Consider the following 19,120-nt stretch of genomic DNA (forward strand, 5'->3'; position numbering starts at 1 on the left):
GGCTGGCTGGCTGGCTGGCTGGCTGGCTGGCTGGCTGGCTGGCTGGCTGGCTGGCAAGATTATGATCTAATGGATATTTTTCTTCAATAAAATTTTGTGCTTCTGTTAGCATACCACCACTGCCGCAAGCGGGATCATAAATCGTGATGATTGCCGGAATCGCCTGTTTAAGAGGATCAAATACAAGATGCGTCATCAACTCAATCACTTCACGAGGGGTAAAATGTTCCCCAGCCTCTTCATTGTTTTCTTCGTTGAATTTGCGGATTAACTCTTCAAACACATACCCCATACCCAAATTGGTCAGTGCCGGCAATTTATTACCTTCGGGGTCGGTTTGCACTTGTGGTGTGAAATTGATATAAGGCGAAACAAATTTTTCCAATACGCCGAGTAACACATTTTTATTCGACATATGGCGAATTTGCTCTCGTAATTTAAAGCAGTTGATAATTTCTTGAACGTTGTCGCTAAAGCCGTTTAAATACTCTTCAAAATTGGCAAGCATATATTGTGGCGTGTTGCTGGCCGTTTGATATAGGGTTTTGAGCGTCCATTTAGAGGTATTATAAAAGACATAGCCTGTGGCATTTTCAAGTGGCTGACTGTCTAATTCGGTAAAGTCTAACTCTTCTTTTTGAAAGCGAACTTCTTCCAACACTTTAGCCTTGGTCGGCTCTAATAGCGTATCCAAACGGCGTAACACCACCATTGGCAAAATCACATCTCGGTATTTACCGCGAACATACACATCGCGTAAACAATCGTCCGCAATGCTCCAAATAAAAGACACTAATTTATTGTGGACAGAATGATCCATAAGTTAATCCTAAAACCGGGAGATAAAAATGCGCTTATTATAAATTCTAATTAAAAAGGATGCTTGATTTTTTTATACAAACTTCGGCAATATGTTCAACGGCTTCCTGTATAGCAGATAAGTGATAAAACAGCTGAAATTCCCACCGCACTTTTTTAACCCTCATTGTTTCTATCGCAATCGTTTGCTTAATATGCTATTCTTACGCCGATTTTTATTTCACACTTCATGTTATAGGAATAATAACTATGTCAAATGCAACACCACAAGTCGCCATTGTAATGGGTTCAAAAAGCGATTGGGCAACCATGCAAGAAGCCACGATGATTTTAGATGAATTACAAGTGCCATATCATGTAGAAGTGGTTTCTGCACACCGTACGCCCGACAAATTATTTAGCTTTGCCGAAAGTGCGGAAAGCAAAGGTTATAAAGTGATTATTGCCGGTGCAGGTGGTGCAGCGCATTTGCCCGGAATGATCGCAGCAAAAACTTTGGTGCCGGTATTAGGTGTGCCTGTGAAAAGTTCAATGTTAAGTGGTGTGGATAGTCTCTACTCCATTGTGCAAATGCCAAAAGGTATTCCGGTAGGGACGTTAGCCATTGGTCCTGCCGGTGCTGCTAACGCGGGTTTGCTTGCGGCACAAATTTTAGGTGCTTGGGATGGTGAGTTATTAGCTCGCTTAAAAACTTTCCGTGAGAAACAAACGAACGTCGTGTTAGATAATCCTGATCCGCGCGATGAATAAATAACGCCTTTTGACGGGCTTCCCTTCCCAATTTTAGGAAATAACAATGCAAAAAAGTGCTTTATACCCTACTGTTTATGTTTTAGGCAATGGTCAATTGGGGCGTATGTTACGCTATGCCGGCGCACCGTTGGATATTCATGTTGAACCCCTTGCCTTTGATGCGCCTGTTTTTGATTTACCCAAAGATGCTGTCATTACCGCAGAAATTGAACGCTGGGCTGAAACACCATTGACTGCCATGTTAGGCAATCACGATTTATTTGTGAATAAAAATGTCTTCGGTAAAACGGCAGATCGTTTTACACAGAAATCCATTTTAGATGAACTCAATTTGCCTACATCGCCTTGGACATTAGTAAAAAGTGCGGCGGATTTTGAGGCAATTTTTACAGATATTGGCGAAAAAGTCGTGGTAAAACGCCGAACCGGGGGGTATGACGGTCGCGGTCAATGGATTGTAACAGCCGAAAACCAAGCGGTCATTACTGATGACTTATTCGGTGAAGTGATTGCGGAAAAATTTATCCCCTTTGATGGAGAAGTATCCATTGTAGGGGCACGTTTTCGTGACGGCACCACCCGTTTCTACCCTGTCACTCATAATCTGCAACAAAATGGCATTTTACGTTACTCTGTCGCAGATGGATCTAATACACATTTGCAAGCACAAGCGGAAAACATGCTAGGTAAAGTCATGGCACATTTGGATTATGTCGGTGTCATGGCAATGGAATGTTTTGTGGTGAATGGGCAATTGTTAATCAATGAATTGGCACCGCGTGTTCATAATAGTGGGCATTGGACGCAATTAGGCTGTTCTATTAGCCAATTTGAACTACATTTACGTGCCTTACTGGATTTACCTACACCTGAATTGCAAGTATTTGCACCAAGTGTCATGGTAAATTTAATTGGCACGGAACATAATACACAATGGCTTAATACGCCATTTAGCCAGTTGCACTGGTATGGCAAAGAAGTTCGCCCGGGGCGTAAAGTGGGCCATATCAATTTAACCCATACAGATAAAGCCGTGTTGATTACGCAATTGAATAAACTACGTAATGAATTACCCGAAGATTATCAATCCGGCTTAGATTGGACTATCGAAAAATTGAAATAATCTAATTTTTAATGCGATCTGTTAATAATTCATCAACAGATCGCTTTTTTCTTCAAATGTGATTGCAATTTTTTTGCAAACTACGTATAACAGAAACATTCCAATTTAAAACGCAACATTTATAAGGATTAATTATGTTCAAAAATATCAAAGCCGCGCCAGCGGATCCTATTTTAGGTTTGGGTGAAGCATTCAAAGCAGAAACTCGTAGTCCAAAAGTAAACTTGGGAATTGGTGTTTATAAAGATGCTCAAGGCAATACACCTATTATGAAAGCGGTTAAACAAGCAGAAGGTCGCTTATTTGAATTAGAAACCACTAAAAACTATTTAGCGATTGACGGCGTAGCAGAATTTAATGCACGTACGAAAGAATTATTATTTGGTAAAGAATCGGATATTGTTAAAAATTCACGTGCAAAAACTGTCCAAAGTTTAGGTGGAACAGGGGCATTACGTATTGCCGCTGAATTTGTAAAACGTCAAACTAAAGCACAAAATGTCTGGATTTCAAATCCAACTTGGCCAAACCACAACGCGATTTTCAACGCTGTTGGCATGACTATTCGCGAATACCGTTGGTATGACGCAGAGAAAAAAGCCTTAGACTGGGATGGTTTAATGGAAGACTTAAGCCATGCTGATGAAGGTGATGTGATCTTATTACATGGTTGCTGCCATAACCCAACAGGTATTGACCCAACACCTGAACAATGGAAGGCCCTTGCAGAACTTTCCGCACAAAAAGGTTGGTTACCATTATTTGACTTTGCTTACCAAGGTTTAGCTAATGGTTTAGAAGAAGATGCGATTGGTTTGCGTACCTTTGCTGCAAACCATAAAGAATTATTGGTATCAAGCTCATTCTCGAAAAACTTTGGTTTATATAACGAACGTGTCGGTGCATTTACCTTAGTCGCTGAAACCGAAGAAATCGCTGCAACAGCGTTAACTCAAGTGAAATCAATTGTACGTACACTTTATTCCAACCCGGCATCACACGGTGCAGCAACAGTTGCCTTAGTGTTAGGTGATGATAAACTTCGTGCAGAATGGGAGGCGGAATTAACCGAAATGCGTGAACGTATTAAAGCTATGCGTCATAAATTTGTGGAATTACTCAAAGAATTCGGTGCGGAGCAAGATTTCAGCTTTATCATTGAGCAAAATGGTATGTTCTCATTTAGCGGTTTAACCGCAGAACAAGTTGATCGCTTAAAAGATGAATTTGCGATCTACGCAGTTCGTTCTGGCCGTATCAATGTAGCAGGTATTACAGAAGACAATATTCGTTACTTATGCGAAAGTATTGTTAAAGTGCTTTAATAATGATGTAGTGCTTGTATAAAGCTGAAATGGCGGTTGGTGAGCTTGTCGAACCATAAGCCATTTCAGCGCGATTGCCCAAGACTTACGTTTCGACAAGCTCAACGACCGTCTTGTGCAAAGGCCACATAATACCGAGATTTTCCACGCCACACATGATACAAAAAAGCCTGTCGTAAAACAGGCTTAAAACAACAAGATTATGACCACTTATCCGCCGCTTGATGATCGCTGTCGCGACTTTCTATCCAACGTTCACCCTGTGTAGTTTGTTCTTTTTTCCAAAATGGTGCACGTGTTTTTAGGTAATCCATAATAAACTCATTGGCGGCATAAGCATCACCACGATGTGCTGAACTCACCCCGACCAACACAATTTCATCCCCTGTCTGCAATAAACCGACTCGATGAATCACAGAAACACGCTGAATTGCCCAACGCTGTTTTGCCTCTTCCACAATCTCGCGTAGAGCTTTTTCTGTCATCGCAGGATAATGTTCCAAATACAAATTCGACACTTTATCGCCTAAATTCATTTCACGGACTTTGCCCACAAAAATTGTCGTTGCCCCTACAGAATGAGTTTCTGAAAGCCAACGGTATTCCGCGTTTTGGTCAAAAGGCTGTTCTTGAACAGCAATACGAATATCTGTCATTTACCCCCCTGTCACAGGTGGAAAAAACGCAATTTCATCACCGGATTTCACCGCACTTTCTAAAGGGCTTAGGGTTTGATTAATCGCCACCAATAACTTCCCTTTTGCCAAGGCTAATGCCCATTTCCCCCCTTGCGCCGCTAAATACTCACGCACCGCTTCCGCTGTAGCAAATTCAGCTTTCAACTCAAGTTGCTCAACCCCAATTAATTCTCGAGTTTGGGCAAAAAATAGAATTTTTAACATTACTTATCTTCCACTTTAAAATGACCTGATTTTCCTCCGCACTTTTCAAGCAAACGCACCTGAGAAATCACGATATCTTTCTGTACCGCTTTGCACATATCATAAATGGTCAAAGCGGCAACGCTGGCTGCTGTGAGTGCTTCCATTTCCACGCCCGTTTTACCGGTTAACTTACAAAGACTTTCAATGCGCACTTGGTTTGTTTCAGGAAGCGCGGTTAAATTGACTTCTACTTTAGAAAGCAATAATGGATGACACAAAGGAATCAACTCCCAGGTGCGCTTCGCAGCTTGAATACCCGCAATACGTGCTGTAGCAAACACATCACCTTTATGATGATTACCATTCATAATCATCTGCAAGGTTTCGGTATTCATCGTGACAAAAGCCTCTGCTCTGGCTTCGCGTACGCTATCTTGCTTTCCTGAAACATCCACCATATTGGCTTCGCCATTTTGATTAATATGTGTAAAAGTTGTCATAAAATTTCCTAAATTCCTTAGCTAACCACCGATAGTGGCTAGATTTTTGCGAATACCACTGTCGCCTTGATGTAAAAAATGATGTTCTCGCTTACCCTGTAACGCGGCTTGAAGCCTAAATTTTAATTGAGATTGCTGGGCATCATGTTGTAACAAATCCCGTAACTCGATCCCCTCTTCGCCAAATAAACACAAATGCAATTTTCCTGTGGCGGAAACCCGTAGTCGGTTGCAACCGGCACAAAAGTTTTTCTCATAGGGCATAATTAACCCGATTTCTCCTTGATAATCAGGGTGTTTGAACACTTTAGCCGGTCCGTCTGTTTGGGCTTTTTGTTGCAACTGCCAACCGTCACGAATTAAACGATCCGCTAACACTTGCCCTGAAAGATGATGTTGTTGGAAAAAGTGTTCCATCTCCCCTGTTTGCATCAATTCGATAAAACGCATTTGAATGGGGCGATGTTTTACCCAAGCTAAAAATTGGTCAAATTCCTTATCATTCAAGGCTTTCATTAACACTGAATTAACTTTGACTTTTTCGTACCCCACCTCAAAAGCGCGCTCAATACCTTTCATGACATCTGCAAATTTATTTTCACCTGTAATTTGATGAAACATTTTGGGATCTAAACTATCCACACTGACGTTAATAGAAGTCACCCCTGCACGTTTCCATTCTGCCACATCTTTTAGCATACGATAGCCGTTCGTGGTTAACGCTAATTGCTCAATACCATTAAGCGCGGTCAAATTTTCCACGATTTCCACAAAATCTTTGCGTAACGTCGGTTCGCCACCTGTTAAACGGATTTTACGTGTGCCCAATGCGGCAAAGGCTTGTCCTACTCGGCGAATTTCCTCAAGGGTTAAAAAAGATTGAACGCCTGCTGTGCGTTGATAGCCATTAGGCAAGCAATAGGTGCAACGAAAATTGCACACATCAGTAATAGATAGGCGCAAATAATAGTATTCACGCTGAAAGGCATCCACGAGAGATTGCCCCACATTTTTAATTGGAATAGATTGCATAGATACCTTTTCAAACATGGAAGGACCAACCGTTTCCCGCGGATCCCTGAGCGAATGACATCATTCACTGGCATTGTCACCCTATTATTTTATAACTTAGGCAAACAAGCTCGGTAATCAGATAATGTTTTTGTATTGTAAAAGGCTTGAAACAAAAGAACAAGAACCTAATAAGAATTACCCCTTTAGGGGTAGAGGGATAGACTGGCAATAAATATATTTATTTTGTGAAATCGATCACAAAATATACATTTTCTTATTTACTCGTATTTTCTTTGCTGCTATTTATTTAACATTTTAGTAACACTTTGTATACATTTATGGAGGCAATATGTTATTCCAACTTGCTAAAAACTACCCTGAATTGCGTCAAGAAATCACGAAATTTTATCGTATTGATGAAAAAACTGCCGTGGACTTACTGCATAAAACATTAGTTTTCAGTCCGGAACAAGAAACGAGAATTCATAAAAATGCGGTAGATTTAATTCATAAGGTACGAAAAATTAAGAAAAAACAATATGGTGTTGACGCACTGATGCAAGAATTTTCTCTTGCGGATGAAGAGGGGGTGGCATTAATGTGTCTTGCGGAAGCACTTTTGCGAATTCCCGATGATCAAACTCGCGACGATCTTATTCAAGATAAATTAAAAGATGGCAATTGGAAAGCCCATATTGGTGCATCCCATTCCTTTTTTATCAACGCTGCCAGCTATGGCTTATTGCTGGGTAAACAAATTAGCAATCTGGATGAACAAGCATTATCCAACGCATTAACTCGAACCTTTGCTCGTCTTTCGGCCCCCGTAATCCGCCTTGCTATGTTGCAAGCAATGAAAATCCTTGGACAACAATTTGTAACGGGTACGACCATTGACAAGGCCCTTGCTCGCATTAAAAGTCGCTTTGAGAAAGGTTATGCTTTTTCCTTTGATATGTTAGGCGAGGCCGCCATGACCATGGAAGATGCAGATCGCTATTTACGTGATTATATTAATGCAATTCATGCTGTCGGTAAGGATTCGGCTAATTATGATATTTTCCGCTCCAACAGCGTTTCCGTTAAACTTTCGGCGATTCACCCTAAATATAGCCGGGCAAAATATGATCGTGCTTTAACAGAACTATACCCTCGTGTAAAAGAGCTATTTTTGTTAGCGAAAAGCTACAATATCAGTGTAAATATTGATGCGGAAGAAGCCAGCCGTCTTGAATTGTCTTTAGATTTATTGGAAAAACTGCTTGATGAACCGGAGTTGAAAGGCTACAAAGGTATCGGTTTTGTAGTACAAGCCTACTCTAAACGCTGTCCAAAAGTGATTGATTATTTAACCGCACTTGCACGCGAAAAACAGGGTTTCTTTATGATTCGCTTGGTCAAAGGTGCATACTGGGACAGTGAAATTAAATGGGCTCAAGCCGATGGTTTAAGCGGTTTTCCACTTTATACACGTAAGAACCACACGGATATCGCCTACCTCGCCTGCGCCAAAAAATTATTAGAGGCGCAAGATGTTATTTATCCGCAATTTGCAACACATAACGTACAAAGCCTTTGTACCATTTATGAATTAGGTAAAGGCAAAAAATTTGAGTTTCAATGTTTGCACGGTATGGGTGAAACACTATATAACAACATTATCGGCGAAGATAATTTAGGTTGTCTCGTGCGCGTCTATGCCCCTGTGGGAACCCATGAAACGTTGCTTGCCTATTTGGTTCGCCGTCTGTTAGAAAACGGTGCAAATTCTTCATTTGTGCATCAATTAGTCGATGAAACGATTCCTGCTGAGCAACTGGCAACACCGCCTTGGACGCGCTATGAACGTTCGCAAGGTAAACCCAATTTAGCCGTTCGTACTGCTGATAATTTATTTGATGACCGTAAAAATTCCCAAGGCTTTGATTTAACCGATGAATTAGAGTTGGCTAAATTAGAAGGAGAGCTCAACAAGGCGCAAATTGAAGATGCCCGTTCTTTGGTAAATCTTCCTGCGGACAATCTTCATATGCCGGCAAAAGCAGTGTTAAATCCAGCAGATCTAAGTATTTTAGCGCAAACACAATTTTTAGATGTCGCTCAAGCCAAAACGGTATTTGAAGCCGCAGTCACTAATGAATGGCAAGCTACAAGTGCGGTGGAAAAAGCCGAGATTTTACGCAAAACAGCGGATATGTATGAGCAGCATTATGGTTTATTGATGAAATTAGCGGTATTGGAGGCGGGAAAAACGCTACCAAATGCTATCGGTGAATTGCGCGAGGCTGTGGATTTTCTCCGTTACTACGCACTTCAATTAGAAAAACTCAGTCAATTAGACAAGTTAGGTGAGCCACGTGGGAAGATTCTCTGTATTTCTCCGTGGAACTTCCCATTGGCGATTTTCACAGGACAAATCGCTGCCGCTCTTGCGGCAGGCAATGTTGTCATTGCAAAACCGGCGGAACAAACTTCTTTGATCGCTTACGCTGCCGTGCAATTATTTTATCAAGCCGGTATTCCACGTTCGGCCCTTCAATTGGTGTTGGGCGATGGTGAGTTAGGTGCGGCATTAACCGCATTACCATTTGATGGTGTGGTATTTACCGGTTCAACTGAAGTCGCTAAATTGATCAATGAACAATTAGCACAACGAGAAGACGATCCAATTTTGATCGCCGAAACAGGGGGGCAAAATGTATTAGTGGTCGATTCTTCTGCTCTTGCAGAACAAGTTGTAGCCGATGTATTGGTTTCAGCGTTTGATTCAGCCGGGCAACGTTGTTCAGCTTTACGTATTTTGTTGCTACAAGAAGATGTGGCAGAAAAAATTTATCCGATGTTAGCCAATGCCATGCAGGAATTAGCAATCGGTAATCCGGCACTATTAGCGACAGATATTGGTCCGGTTATTGATGATGAAGCCAAGCAACGCTTAGAACAACACAAAGCGAATATGCGACGTATTGCAAAACGCTATGTAGAATTGGAGACACCAACACAAGGGCATTTTGTGGCGCCGGCCATGTATCAATTAGATAATTTGAATCAACTCACTCAAGAAGTATTTGGCCCAATCTTGCATGTAATTACCTATCGTAAGGCCGATTTAGCGCAATATTTAATGGAAATTAATGCCAAAGGTTTTGCTTTAACCGGCGGTTGCCACAGCCGTATACGCAAACAGATTGATTTTGTTGAAAAACACTTGAAGTGCGGTAATTTTTACATTAATCGTAATATTATCGGGGCTGTTGTGGGTGTCCAACCATTTGGGGGATTTGGCTTATCCGGCACAGGGCCAAAAGCAGGCGGCGAATTTTATTTACAGCGATTAACCCGAACAAAACGCTATTACAGCGAATTTGGGCAAGAAGACAATTTGGTTAAACAACATCCAACACTTCAAGGTATCACCGGTGAAGAAAACAGTTTGGCTTTTCTACCTTGTGAAGTCGCTATTTTAAATGGCGATGGTCAAGCTGCTCAAAACGCTGCAAATCGCTTATTAGATCAAGGATTTACCTTATTAGTCGAACCTTCTCATTTCTTGGCACAAAAAACTCGACAAGGTATTCGTGTAGCCAAAAGCTTAGAGGGTTGCCAAAAAGGTGTTTATTTAGCACCATTAAGCCGCGAGCGTCGTATGTGGTTAGCACAAAATAGTGCACCAATTTTCAAATGTTATGATTGGCAGCAAACGCAAGACGTCTTACCGTTATTTGATGAATTTTCACGCAGTGAAAATACCACTGCCGCCGGTGGAAATGCCTCATTAATGGCAATGGATGAACAATAATCGGAGGCTATATGCAAAATTATCAAATCTACATCACATTTGGCTTATACCTAGTGATTATTTTGGGTATAGGTATTTACGCTTACCGTTCCACACAAAACTTCGATGACTATATTCTTGGTGGTCGCAAAATGGGAAGTTTTGTAACAGCAATGTCCGCTGGGGCATCAGATATGTCAGGTTGGTTACTTATGGGCTTACCTGGTGCCATTTTTCTCACCGGCTTATCCGAGGCTTGGATTGCCGTAGGGCTTACTATTGGGGCGTATATGAACTATCGTGTGGTTGCAGGTCGGCTGCGGACATTTACTGAAAGCTACAACAATGCGCTTACATTGCCGGAATTTTTTGCCCAACGTTTTCCACGCCAGAAAAAAGCGCTGAAAATTATTTCCTCTTCCATTATTTTGTTCTTCTTTACGGTTTATTGCGCCTCTGGCGTTGTAGCTGGCGCAAAATTATTCCAAAGTCTAATGGGGTTAGATTATTCTACTGCACTGTGGCTCGGTGCATTAGCTACCATTACCTATACCTTTATCGGTGGCTATTTAGCCGTTTCTTGGAGTGATACGATCCAAGCAACATTGATGATTTTTGCCTTATTACTTGCACCGGTTATGGTATTGATTCACTTAAGTTGGGACGAAATTAATACCGCGCTTGAAATGAAATCAGCCGCTACACAAATCCCTTATTCTAACTGGTTGCACAATGTTTCCGGTATTGGTGTTGTTTCTGCGTTAGCTTGGGGCTTAGGCTATTTTGGTCAACCGCATATTTTGGCTCGTTTTATGGCAGCAGGCTCAGTTCAAGCCTTAGACAAAGCTCGTGTTATTGGTATTAGCTGGATGTTTCTCTGTCTAGGGGGCGCGGTTGCCGTGGGGTATTTTGGTCTTGCTTATTTCTCAGCCTCTCAAGTCGAGTTACAAAATGCTGAATCCGTGTTTATCGAACTATCCAAAGCGATGTTTAATCCATGGATTGTGGGTGTAGTCTTGTCTGCTATCTTAGCCGCGGTAATGAGTACACTTTCGGCTCAATTACTGATGTGTTCTGCAGCGATTACAGAAGATTTCTACAAAGGCTTTATTCGTAAAAGTGCTTCAAGTAATGAATTAGTTTGGGTTGGGCGTATTATGGTTTTGGTCATTTCCGTCATTGCCATTGCTATTGCACAAGATCCAAATTCTAAAGTCATGGGGTTAGTGTCTTATGCGTGGGCAGGATTTGGCGCCGCTTTCGGTCCCGTGGTGATACTTTCGCTTTTTAATCGCAATATTAGCTCAAAAGCCGCACTTTGGGGGATGTTATCCGGTGCAATTACTGTCGTTATTTGGAGCCCATTAATGCAATATTTAGGTTGGACAGATTTATCCAAACTCTATGAAATTATCCCGGGTTTCTTAGCCTGTTCATTTATTACCTTAACTTCATCTATTTTTTCGCCGGTACATCCACAAGTTGCAGCACAATTTGATGCGGCATTGGAAGAGTTTAATCGCAAAAATAAATGTAAATAGTTTGGGAGGATTTATTTTCATTGACGCCCCTGTAGTGATCAACTCATTCAACAGTCCCCGATAAGTTTTTTCAGCTAAAATCGGGGGCAAACCTTGATTATAGCTATGTGGGCGAATGTGGTTGTAGTACATCACATAATCTTTCACATCGTTGACCGCACTTTCAAAATCAACATAACCACCATATGCCATCCACTCATATTTAAAACTGGCAGATTCAACCCCCAATTGCAACACTCGCTTAATTTACAACCAATCCAGTTTCCTGCTAAAAAACTGTGATCGGTCGTTGAAAATTTAAGGTTTTCCTTGGGCGGATATTCAACAATCACGCCACCAGTTTAACGCGTTTATGTGAAACTTTTCGCAAGTCGGTTCCCTTGGGGATATATTGTCTCAATAACCCATTAAAATTCTCATTGAGACCGCGTTCCCAAGACGAATAAGGGTGACCGAAATAGGTTTTGGCATCCAAATAGGTCGCTATTTTTTCGTGTGCAGCAAATTCTAAGCCATTATCGAATGTTAAGGTATGAACGTAGTTCCGATAAGGCTTGAGCATTGATTTTAAAGCCTGCTGCCGTCGCTGTTGAGTTAGCCTACTTACCGCCTCAGGCGAGTAAACTTTCTCAACCGAATTTCGTTTAATTTCTCGGCTCATTGTTGAACGGTTCACACTTAGCTGCTTGGCTATTTCAGCTTGAGAAAAATTAAGTGCAAGTAACGCTGAAATTTGGTATCTTTGTTCCGAAGTCAGTTGTTTAAATTTCATAGTGGTCCATTGTTTTTGTAGGAGATGACAGCGTACCCTATTAGGCAACTGGCTTCTTCCTTTTTATCACTATGAGTGTTGCATTTATTTTATGAATTTAGTTTTTTTTCATAGATAATCTCTTTATCGGTGTAAAGCTTAAGTATAGCGGCTTTACTATTTTTTCTTCTTTTTCCATTTTTTCTGTTTTTCAGGTTGCATATGTATTATATGTTTTTTCTGATTTTTCTGTTTTTTAGCCTTTGTGTATATTATATCCAATACAACTAATGGAATATATAAAGAAAAGGTTGCTTTAAATGCATCTCCAAAAGCGGTATCTCTCAAATAGAGCACGCCAAGCTTAATATAAATGATAACCATAAAAACAACATCTCTAGTTATAAATAACATTAAGTATATTAAGACAAAAAGAATCAAATATTTCAAAATTGGATTACTTATCATGTTTTAATCCTTTAAGATTGTTATATTCTGATTCTATTATTTTCGGTTCTCCAAAATACTCTCCTGCATAACCAGATGACAACGGAACAATAACCTTACCCAAGGATGATTTTATTACCTTTATCTGTACCATATGCCCCCAATGTCCCCGTAACCGCCCCTAAAGCATTCCAACCATAATCATCAGGATTGGTTGTTGCAAGAGTGTTAATTCCTACATTAATACTAATTTGTTGACCTAAGCTTTTATTTCTTGTTAAAACCGTTGAAAGTTCAGATTGCAAAAAGTGCTTGGTTTTCCGTTGCTTTAGTGGCAATAACCGGTCTGTAACCGTAATGCTCGCCAAATTCTTCTCTCGACCAAATTAAATCACCCAACTCAATCTCTTCAATCGGTTTTAAACCCGCTTGAGTGTGAATTAATGTCCCCCCCACAAAACACGCAACGCCATTACAAACAAGTGCGGTGTCCGTTTGGACTTTTTTCTCTGTTTATTTCTTATATTTTTCTGAGCCAAATTTATATAATAACCAATGTATAATGAAACATGGAATCCCACCACCTAACGTAGCATGAAATGCCTCTTTAAAAGAGAAATCTAAATAAAAGGTTTTATATTTAAAATATACATAAAGTGATATAAATACATCTCTAAATAGTAATAATATATAAATACCTAGAAGAAATGAAATCCATCGACAATAAAAACTACTTATTCTCATTTAAATTTCCTTTCTTATTTATATTATCTATTGTGGATTTTATTTTGTCCGAATCGCCTAAATATTCTCCACTAAAGTTAGAGAAGATTGGTTTCAAAAACTGATTCCCATATTTATTACCAAAGTTAAACTTACTTACATAATTAGCCCCCAATGTCCCTGTAACTGCCCCCAACGCATTCCAACCATATTCATTAGAATCTGTGGTGGTTAGAGTATTAATCCCTACATTAATACTAATTTGTTGTCCTAAAGTTTTGTTTCTTGTTAAAACTGTTGAAAGCTCTGCTTGCAATAAACCATAAGGATCATAGGCTTTATCTTGTGATAATTGATAACCTGTATTCACAACCGCTGTTACCCCCATTTCAGTTAATAAAGGATATTTCTCTGCTGCAGCGATTAATCTTGGTGATAATTGTATCGCTTTTCCAACGCCCACTATTCCAGTACTAAAGAGTGGTATAGTTTGCCAGCCCTCTTTAGATGAATACATAAAGTTATTATGGAAATTATCATTTTGATTTAGATAGGTTATAACATCTTTATCATCTCGTTTTATGGTATTTTTTAAATCTGTATTAAATAATGCTTCTGCACTTATTCCATAAGATGAAGCAATATGATAAATCTCATCAGTTAAAATTTTCTTTTGAGTTTCGGATAATTGACTTGGATCTTCTTGATAAATTAAAAGTAAATTATCAACAACACGATCTCTTAATAAGCGACTAGCTAAGAGATTTTGTTCTGATTTAGTTAAAGAGCCTGTTTCTCTTAATTTTTCAGATAATTGATAAACTAATTCATCATCTTTTTTATTAAGAAGATTATTCTCCACCGCCCGTTTCCCAATCTCACTCCCCATAGCCGCGCTTGCAGTACCATCATTAGCAATGAATGTGGATGCCAAACCACTTGCCACTTGGCTTAAGAACACCACATTTTGCTTTTCATTTTCCGTGAGTTCTTCGGCTTTTTTGCCGTTGTAGAGTGTGTTGGTGATAACCATGGCGGCGGCTTCGCCTGTGGTGGCTGCCGCGGCACCGGCTAGGGCGTTGTTGCCTGTTACTTGCGCTTCAAGGGCCCCCAGAATGGCGTGTGCAGCTAAGTTAGCGGTTTTATCAACATTGCCGTCTTTATCGGTCGTCCATTGTTTGATTTGTTCATTTAAATACGGCGATGCCAATCCCACGGCTGCTTGTTCAATACTGCCGCCTGCAATACCTTGTAATGCGGCGGTAACCGCTTGAATGGCTCTGCCTTTTGTGCTGCCGATGCCGTAATTATCATCATAACTCGCTTGAAGTGCGGTGAGATTTTGTTGTGCTTTTTGATAGACGGTCGATTTTTCTAAGTCCTCTTGGCTAATGCCTTTTTCTTTAGCGTCTGCTTGAAGTTTGCCGACCTCTAATTTAGCTTTTTCAATGGCTTCGCGTTCTTTAAAGGTATAAATGCCTACTAAATTGGAAGCGATTTCACCCACTAATTTCGCTGCTTCTTGATTTTCTTGGGCTTTGGCTAAGTCTTGTTTTTTGACTTTTTCGTTTGTGTTTTCAGTATTGCGATTGATGTTTTGTGCGTTTTTATCTTCCGTAATAAGCGCGATATTTGCCCCAATCGCGGATTTTGTGGTGCTGTAGTTGGTGTCATGTTGATTGCCCAGTGCGCTCATCGCCATCGTCATAGCGCCCATCGCGCCAGTTCCAACAGCGGCACTTTCGGTTTTTAACTCGCTATGGTTTTTAATCTCTGTGGCACGGATGGTTTGCGTGTTGAGTTTGTTGTGGTCGGCATCCGCATTGCTGGTAATCACCGCGCCATTTAACTGCGTATGTCCGTTCACGGTCACATCCATGCCACCTTTGCCAAGATGGATGCCAGTTTGTTCGTTCACTTGTGCAGTATCTAATTTAGCACGAGTATAAGATGCGCTAGCAGAAGCACCGCCACCCGACCCATAAGCCACAGAACCACTTGCGCTAGCTTGGGTATTTTTACTGGTGTATTTTTCACTATCCTGGCGACTTTGTAGCGTTAAGCTGTTGAGTTTTGCTTTCCAACTATCTGCTTGGATGGTTGCTGCATCTAAGATTACTGGCTTACAGTAGCGAATTATTTCTTTCCCCCATTCATCTTTCCATAAAAATACCAAAATACTGTTAATATAAATAAAATAGGATAATAGTCAATTGTCGAAATTATTGCTGAATAAATTACTGATATATTTACATCTTTGAACTTTAAGAACATCACTAAAATAGCGGTTATATATATCCAAATTGTCACTAAAAAAATTTTAATTAAATCATTTATCATTAGAACTATTCTCAACTTTAGGTTGTATATATTTTATAAGCCCTAAACTGGCTTCGCGAATATAAGTTGCATTAGGGACATTAGGTAAAACTCTATCTATTGCTTCTCCACTGATACCATAGCTTATATTATCAGCCACATTGGGCTTACCATAAGCTACAGAATCAGTTGCAATATTACCGGCTATTCCCATATACCAAGGCATATTTCCCCACAATGCAGCCTTCGATATTTCTACACCAATGTCATAGGAGGAATTAATTAAATTTTCTTTTGTTAAAGGTAACGGATTATCTGAGCGAATGTATTTATACGCTTCATTTGTTGTAATAACAGATCCTGCTGCACCAATATTCGCCACCGTAGTCTTCATCGGTGCATCACTTGCCGCCTTAAACACATTACCTACAGCTGCAGATGAAGAAGTTAATAGTTTTTCTAATGCTTTACTAAAATGGATTTCAGCTGCGACACCAAGTGTCAACATTTCATCTGTTGCCATTCCAGAAACCCATTTTTCTCCTGCTGATGTCAATTTTTTTGTAGTAAATGAGAGTCCCTCAGTTGTTAATTTAAACCCACCTCCGACTAAAAGGTCTTCAAAAATGACCGGTTCCAATGGTGTTTCTTTATTATAAATATCATAGCGACCAGTAATTTTTTCTAATTCGGAAAGTGGTGAACTTAAATTGCGACCAGAAAACTCATAAGCAGCCCCATTTTCAGTTCTTATTGCTACAACCGATTGATCGACTAACGCTCTAAATTGCTCTTGTTTTGATTTGTCATTTTCTAATGACGCAACAAATTCTTTATCCTTAGCAAGTGCGGTTAATTTGGCTAATGTTTCATCACCTAGCAAAGCCACGCTTGGCGTTAATTGGCTGTCACTATAACTGCTTTCAATACGATTACTTAACCAAGCATTATCCCAGCCGGTATAATTTGATGTATAGACATATTTTGCACCATAGGTACTGCCTTCATAAGCTAAGTCAGCCCGTGCCTTACAAGATTCAGAATTACCACCTAATTTACAAGCAGCTTCAATGGCTTTTGAATTTTCCTGATCTATCTTTTCATATTTATCATTAACCGCAATTACACAAGAACGATCACCACCACATTGGCGAATTTCAGATTGATAATTCTGCCAATCCTGTTTTGATAAGTAATTATTCTCCACCGCCCGTTTCCCAATCTCACTCCCCATAGCCGCACTTGCAGTACCATCATTAGCAATGAATGTGGATGCCAAACCACTTGCCACTTGGCTTAAGAACACCACATTTTGCTTTTCATTTTCCGTGAGTTCTTCGGCTTTTTTGCCGTTGTAGAGTGTGTTGGTGATAACCATGGCGGCGGCTTCGCCTGTGGTGGCTGCCGCGGCACCGGCTAGGGCGTTGTTGCCTGTTACTTGCGCTTCAAGGGCCCCCAGAATGGCGTGTGCAGCTAAGTTAGCGGTTTTATCAACATTGCCGTCTTTATCGGTCGTCCATTGTTTGATTTGTTCATTTAAATACGGCGATGCCAATCCCACGGCTGCTTGTTCAATACTGCCGCCTGCAATACCTTGTAATGCGGCGGTAACCGCTTGAATGGCTCTGCCTTTTGTGCTGCCGATGCCGTAATTATCATCATAACTCGCTTGAAGTGCGGTGAGATTTTGTTGTGCTTTTTGATAGACGGTCGATTTTTCTAAGTCCTCTTGGCTAATGCCTTTTTCTTTAGCGTCTGCTTGAAGTTTGCCGACCTCTAATTTAGCTTTTTCAATGGCTTCGCGTTCTTTAAAGGTATAAATGCCTACTAAATTGGAAGCGATTTCACCCACTAATTTCGCTGCTTCTTGATTTTCTTGGGCTTTGGCTAAGTCTTGTTTTTTGACTTTTTCGTTTGTGTTTTCAGTATTGCGATTGATGTTTTGTGCGTTTTTATCTTCCGTAATAAGCGCGATATTTGCCCCAATCGCGGATTTTGTGGTGCTGTAGTTGGTGTCATGTTGATTGCCCAGTGCGCTCATCGCCATCGTCATAGCGCCCATCGCGCCAGTTCCAACAGCGGCACTTTCGGTTTTTAACTCGCTATGGTTTTTAATCTCTGTGGCACGGATGGTTTGCGTGGTGAGTTTGTTGTGTTCAGCATCGGCTTCGCTAGTGATGACCGCGCCATTTAATTGTGTATGTCCGTTAACAGTCACATCTATGCCGCCTTTGCCAAGATGAATGCCGGTTTGTTCATTTACTTGTGCGGTGTCGAGTTTTGCGCTGGTATAAGACGCGCTGGCGGACGCACCACCGCCCGAGCCATAAGCCACAGAACCGCTTGCGCTGGCTTGGGTGTTTTTACTGGTGTATTTTTCCGTGTCTTGACGACTTTGTAGCGTTAAGCTGTTGAGTTTGCCTGTCCAGCTGTCTGCTTGGATAGTTGCTGCATCAAGAGTGAAACCGCCTTGCTCGCTGTTGGTTTCAAGGTGTTTAACGTTCCAATGGTTGTTTTGCCATGTTTCACTGTCGATATTCGTTTTGCCTTTACCAAGGCTTGCACCGCCTTCAAGACCAATACCGAAACTATCGCCGTTAAAACCGACAAAGACACCAAAAGACGCGCTGCTGTTTTTACTGGTGGTGTGACTGGCATAGGTATCTTTCACCCCTTGAGATTCAATCCCTAATTTTGCATTGATATTGGCATTTTCCGCTTGAATATCAACGCCGTTAAAGCGTGCTTTACCATCCGTTGCGGTCACGAGCACATTCCCAGCTGAAAGCACCGATTTATCATGGGTGAGTGAATAGGTATCGGTCGTCGTTTTTTGTTGACTTGCGCCATAACCAATTGACACTTTCACCGCGGGATTTTCAGCCGCTGCCGCATTTTTATTGAGATTGTCTAATTGCTCAAGTTGGCTGAGTGTAGCCGAGACTTTCTCTAAATTTTGTGCCGCTTGTGCTATCTCTGTGGCGGCTTTTACCGCATACAAGGATTGCAAACGACTGCTTTGGGTTTGTTTTAATTGACGAGCGGTATTGTAAGCCGCTAAAGCGGCATCCGTTACCGGTGTAGACAGCGCAATCGTCAACCCCGACTGTTTATATTCATGGGATTCATGGCTTTCGATGCGG

General features: G+C 40.9%; 15 protein-coding genes, 1 pseudogene and 1 riboswitch. Of the genes and pseudogenes, 5 read left to right on the plus strand and 11 right to left on the minus strand.

Annotation, left to right across the window (positions count from 1 at the left end; genetic code table 11):
- Positions 1 to 820: type I restriction-modification system subunit M N-terminal domain-containing protein (locus Q0O89_RS08215; RefSeq protein ID WP_293731216.1), on the minus strand; the 820-nt coding region annotated here is incomplete at its 3' end.
- 248 nt (positions 821 to 1,068) lie between these two features.
- Here Q0O89_RS08215 and purE point away from each other — a divergent pair.
- The 3 genes from purE to Q0O89_RS08230 all read left to right on the plus strand — a co-directional run bounded on the left by purE (position 1,069) and on the right by Q0O89_RS08230 (position 4,020).
- Positions 1,069 to 1,569 carry a 5-(carboxyamino)imidazole ribonucleotide mutase gene (gene purE, locus Q0O89_RS08220; protein ID WP_293731217.1) on the plus strand — a complete coding sequence of 167 codons (501 nt, stop codon included), beginning with the start codon at positions 1,069 to 1,071 and terminating at the stop codon, positions 1,567 to 1,569.
- A gap of 46 nt (positions 1,570 to 1,615) precedes the next feature.
- Positions 1,616 to 2,695 carry a 5-(carboxyamino)imidazole ribonucleotide synthase gene (gene purK / locus Q0O89_RS08225; protein WP_293731218.1) on the plus strand — a complete coding sequence of 360 codons (1,080 nt, stop codon included), beginning with the start codon at positions 1,616 to 1,618 and terminating at the stop codon, positions 2,693 to 2,695.
- A gap of 134 nt (positions 2,696 to 2,829) precedes the next feature.
- Positions 2,830 to 4,020: an amino acid aminotransferase gene (locus tag Q0O89_RS08230; RefSeq protein ID WP_293731220.1), complete on the plus strand. Its 1,191-nt coding sequence runs from the start codon at positions 2,830 to 2,832 to the stop codon at positions 4,018 to 4,020.
- Positions 4,021 to 4,220: 200 nt separating this feature from the next.
- Here the strand turns inward: Q0O89_RS08230 and moaE are convergent, their stop codons facing one another.
- The 4 genes from moaE to moaA form a co-directional block, all read right to left on the minus strand.
- Positions 4,221 to 4,676 carry a molybdopterin synthase catalytic subunit MoaE gene (moaE, locus tag Q0O89_RS08235; protein WP_293731221.1) on the minus strand — a complete coding sequence of 152 codons (456 nt, stop codon included), beginning with the start codon at positions 4,674 to 4,676 and terminating at the stop codon, positions 4,221 to 4,223.
- Entirely contained in the window at positions 4,677 to 4,922 is a 246-nt protein-coding gene (gene moaD, locus Q0O89_RS08240) for a molybdopterin synthase sulfur carrier subunit (protein ID WP_293731222.1), read from the minus strand.
- A complete protein-coding gene (gene moaC, locus Q0O89_RS08245) occupies positions 4,922 to 5,404 on the minus strand; it encodes a cyclic pyranopterin monophosphate synthase MoaC (RefSeq protein WP_293731223.1) in 483 nt (160 codons plus the stop codon). Before moaC ends, moaD begins: the two co-directional genes overlap by 1 nt.
- 21 nt (positions 5,405 to 5,425) lie before the next feature.
- On the minus strand, positions 5,426 to 6,436 hold the full coding sequence (gene moaA, locus Q0O89_RS08250) for a GTP 3',8-cyclase MoaA (protein ID WP_293731234.1): 1,011 nt from the start codon (positions 6,434 to 6,436) through the stop codon (positions 5,426 to 5,428).
- Positions 6,424 to 6,564: riboswitch (molybdenum cofactor riboswitch) on the minus strand. (Overlaps the previous gene by 13 nt.)
- Before the next feature lie 203 nt (positions 6,565 to 6,767).
- Between moaA and putA the strand changes: the two genes are divergently transcribed.
- Together putA and putP are read left to right on the plus strand one after the other, a co-directional pair.
- The gene (putA, locus tag Q0O89_RS08255; RefSeq protein ID WP_293731225.1) at positions 6,768 to 10,217 is read left to right on the plus strand and encodes a bifunctional proline dehydrogenase/L-glutamate gamma-semialdehyde dehydrogenase PutA; all 3,450 of its coding nucleotides are present in this window, start codon (positions 6,768 to 6,770) and stop codon (positions 10,215 to 10,217) included.
- Between the two features lie 11 nt (positions 10,218 to 10,228).
- Positions 10,229 to 11,737 carry a sodium/proline symporter PutP gene (gene putP, locus Q0O89_RS08260; protein ID WP_293731226.1) on the plus strand — a complete coding sequence of 503 codons (1,509 nt, stop codon included), beginning with the start codon at positions 10,229 to 10,231 and terminating at the stop codon, positions 11,735 to 11,737.
- Between the two features lie 268 nt (positions 11,738 to 12,005).
- Here putP and Q0O89_RS08265 read toward each other — a convergent pair.
- From Q0O89_RS08265 to Q0O89_RS08290, 6 genes and pseudogenes are all read right to left on the minus strand, one after another.
- A pseudogene (locus Q0O89_RS08265) lies at positions 12,006 to 12,509 on the minus strand (IS30 family transposase).
- Positions 12,510 to 12,665: 156 nt separating this feature from the next.
- Entirely contained in the window at positions 12,666 to 12,956 is a 291-nt protein-coding gene (locus tag Q0O89_RS08270) for a hypothetical protein (protein WP_293731227.1), read from the minus strand.
- 95 nt (positions 12,957 to 13,051) lie between these two features.
- Complete coding sequence (locus tag Q0O89_RS08275; RefSeq protein WP_293731228.1) at positions 13,052 to 13,240, minus strand: hypothetical protein; 189 nt, start codon at positions 13,238 to 13,240, stop codon at positions 13,052 to 13,054.
- Positions 13,230 to 13,391: a hypothetical protein gene (locus tag Q0O89_RS08280; RefSeq protein WP_293731230.1), complete on the minus strand. Its 162-nt coding sequence runs from the start codon at positions 13,389 to 13,391 to the stop codon at positions 13,230 to 13,232. The genes Q0O89_RS08275 and Q0O89_RS08280 overlap by 11 nt, the downstream gene beginning before the upstream one ends.
- Before the next feature lie 274 nt (positions 13,392 to 13,665).
- On the minus strand, positions 13,666 to 15,834 hold the full coding sequence (locus Q0O89_RS08285; RefSeq protein ID WP_293731231.1) for a VENN motif pre-toxin domain-containing protein: 2,169 nt from the start codon (positions 15,832 to 15,834) through the stop codon (positions 13,666 to 13,668).
- A gap of 153 nt (positions 15,835 to 15,987) precedes the next feature.
- The coding region (locus tag Q0O89_RS08290; RefSeq protein ID WP_293731232.1) for a hemagglutinin repeat-containing protein at positions 15,988 to 19,120 on the minus strand (3,133 nt) is incomplete at its 5' end.

Source organism: uncultured Actinobacillus sp. (genome assembly GCF_945915845.1).
Classification (GTDB): domain Bacteria; phylum Pseudomonadota; class Gammaproteobacteria; order Enterobacterales; family Pasteurellaceae; genus Exercitatus.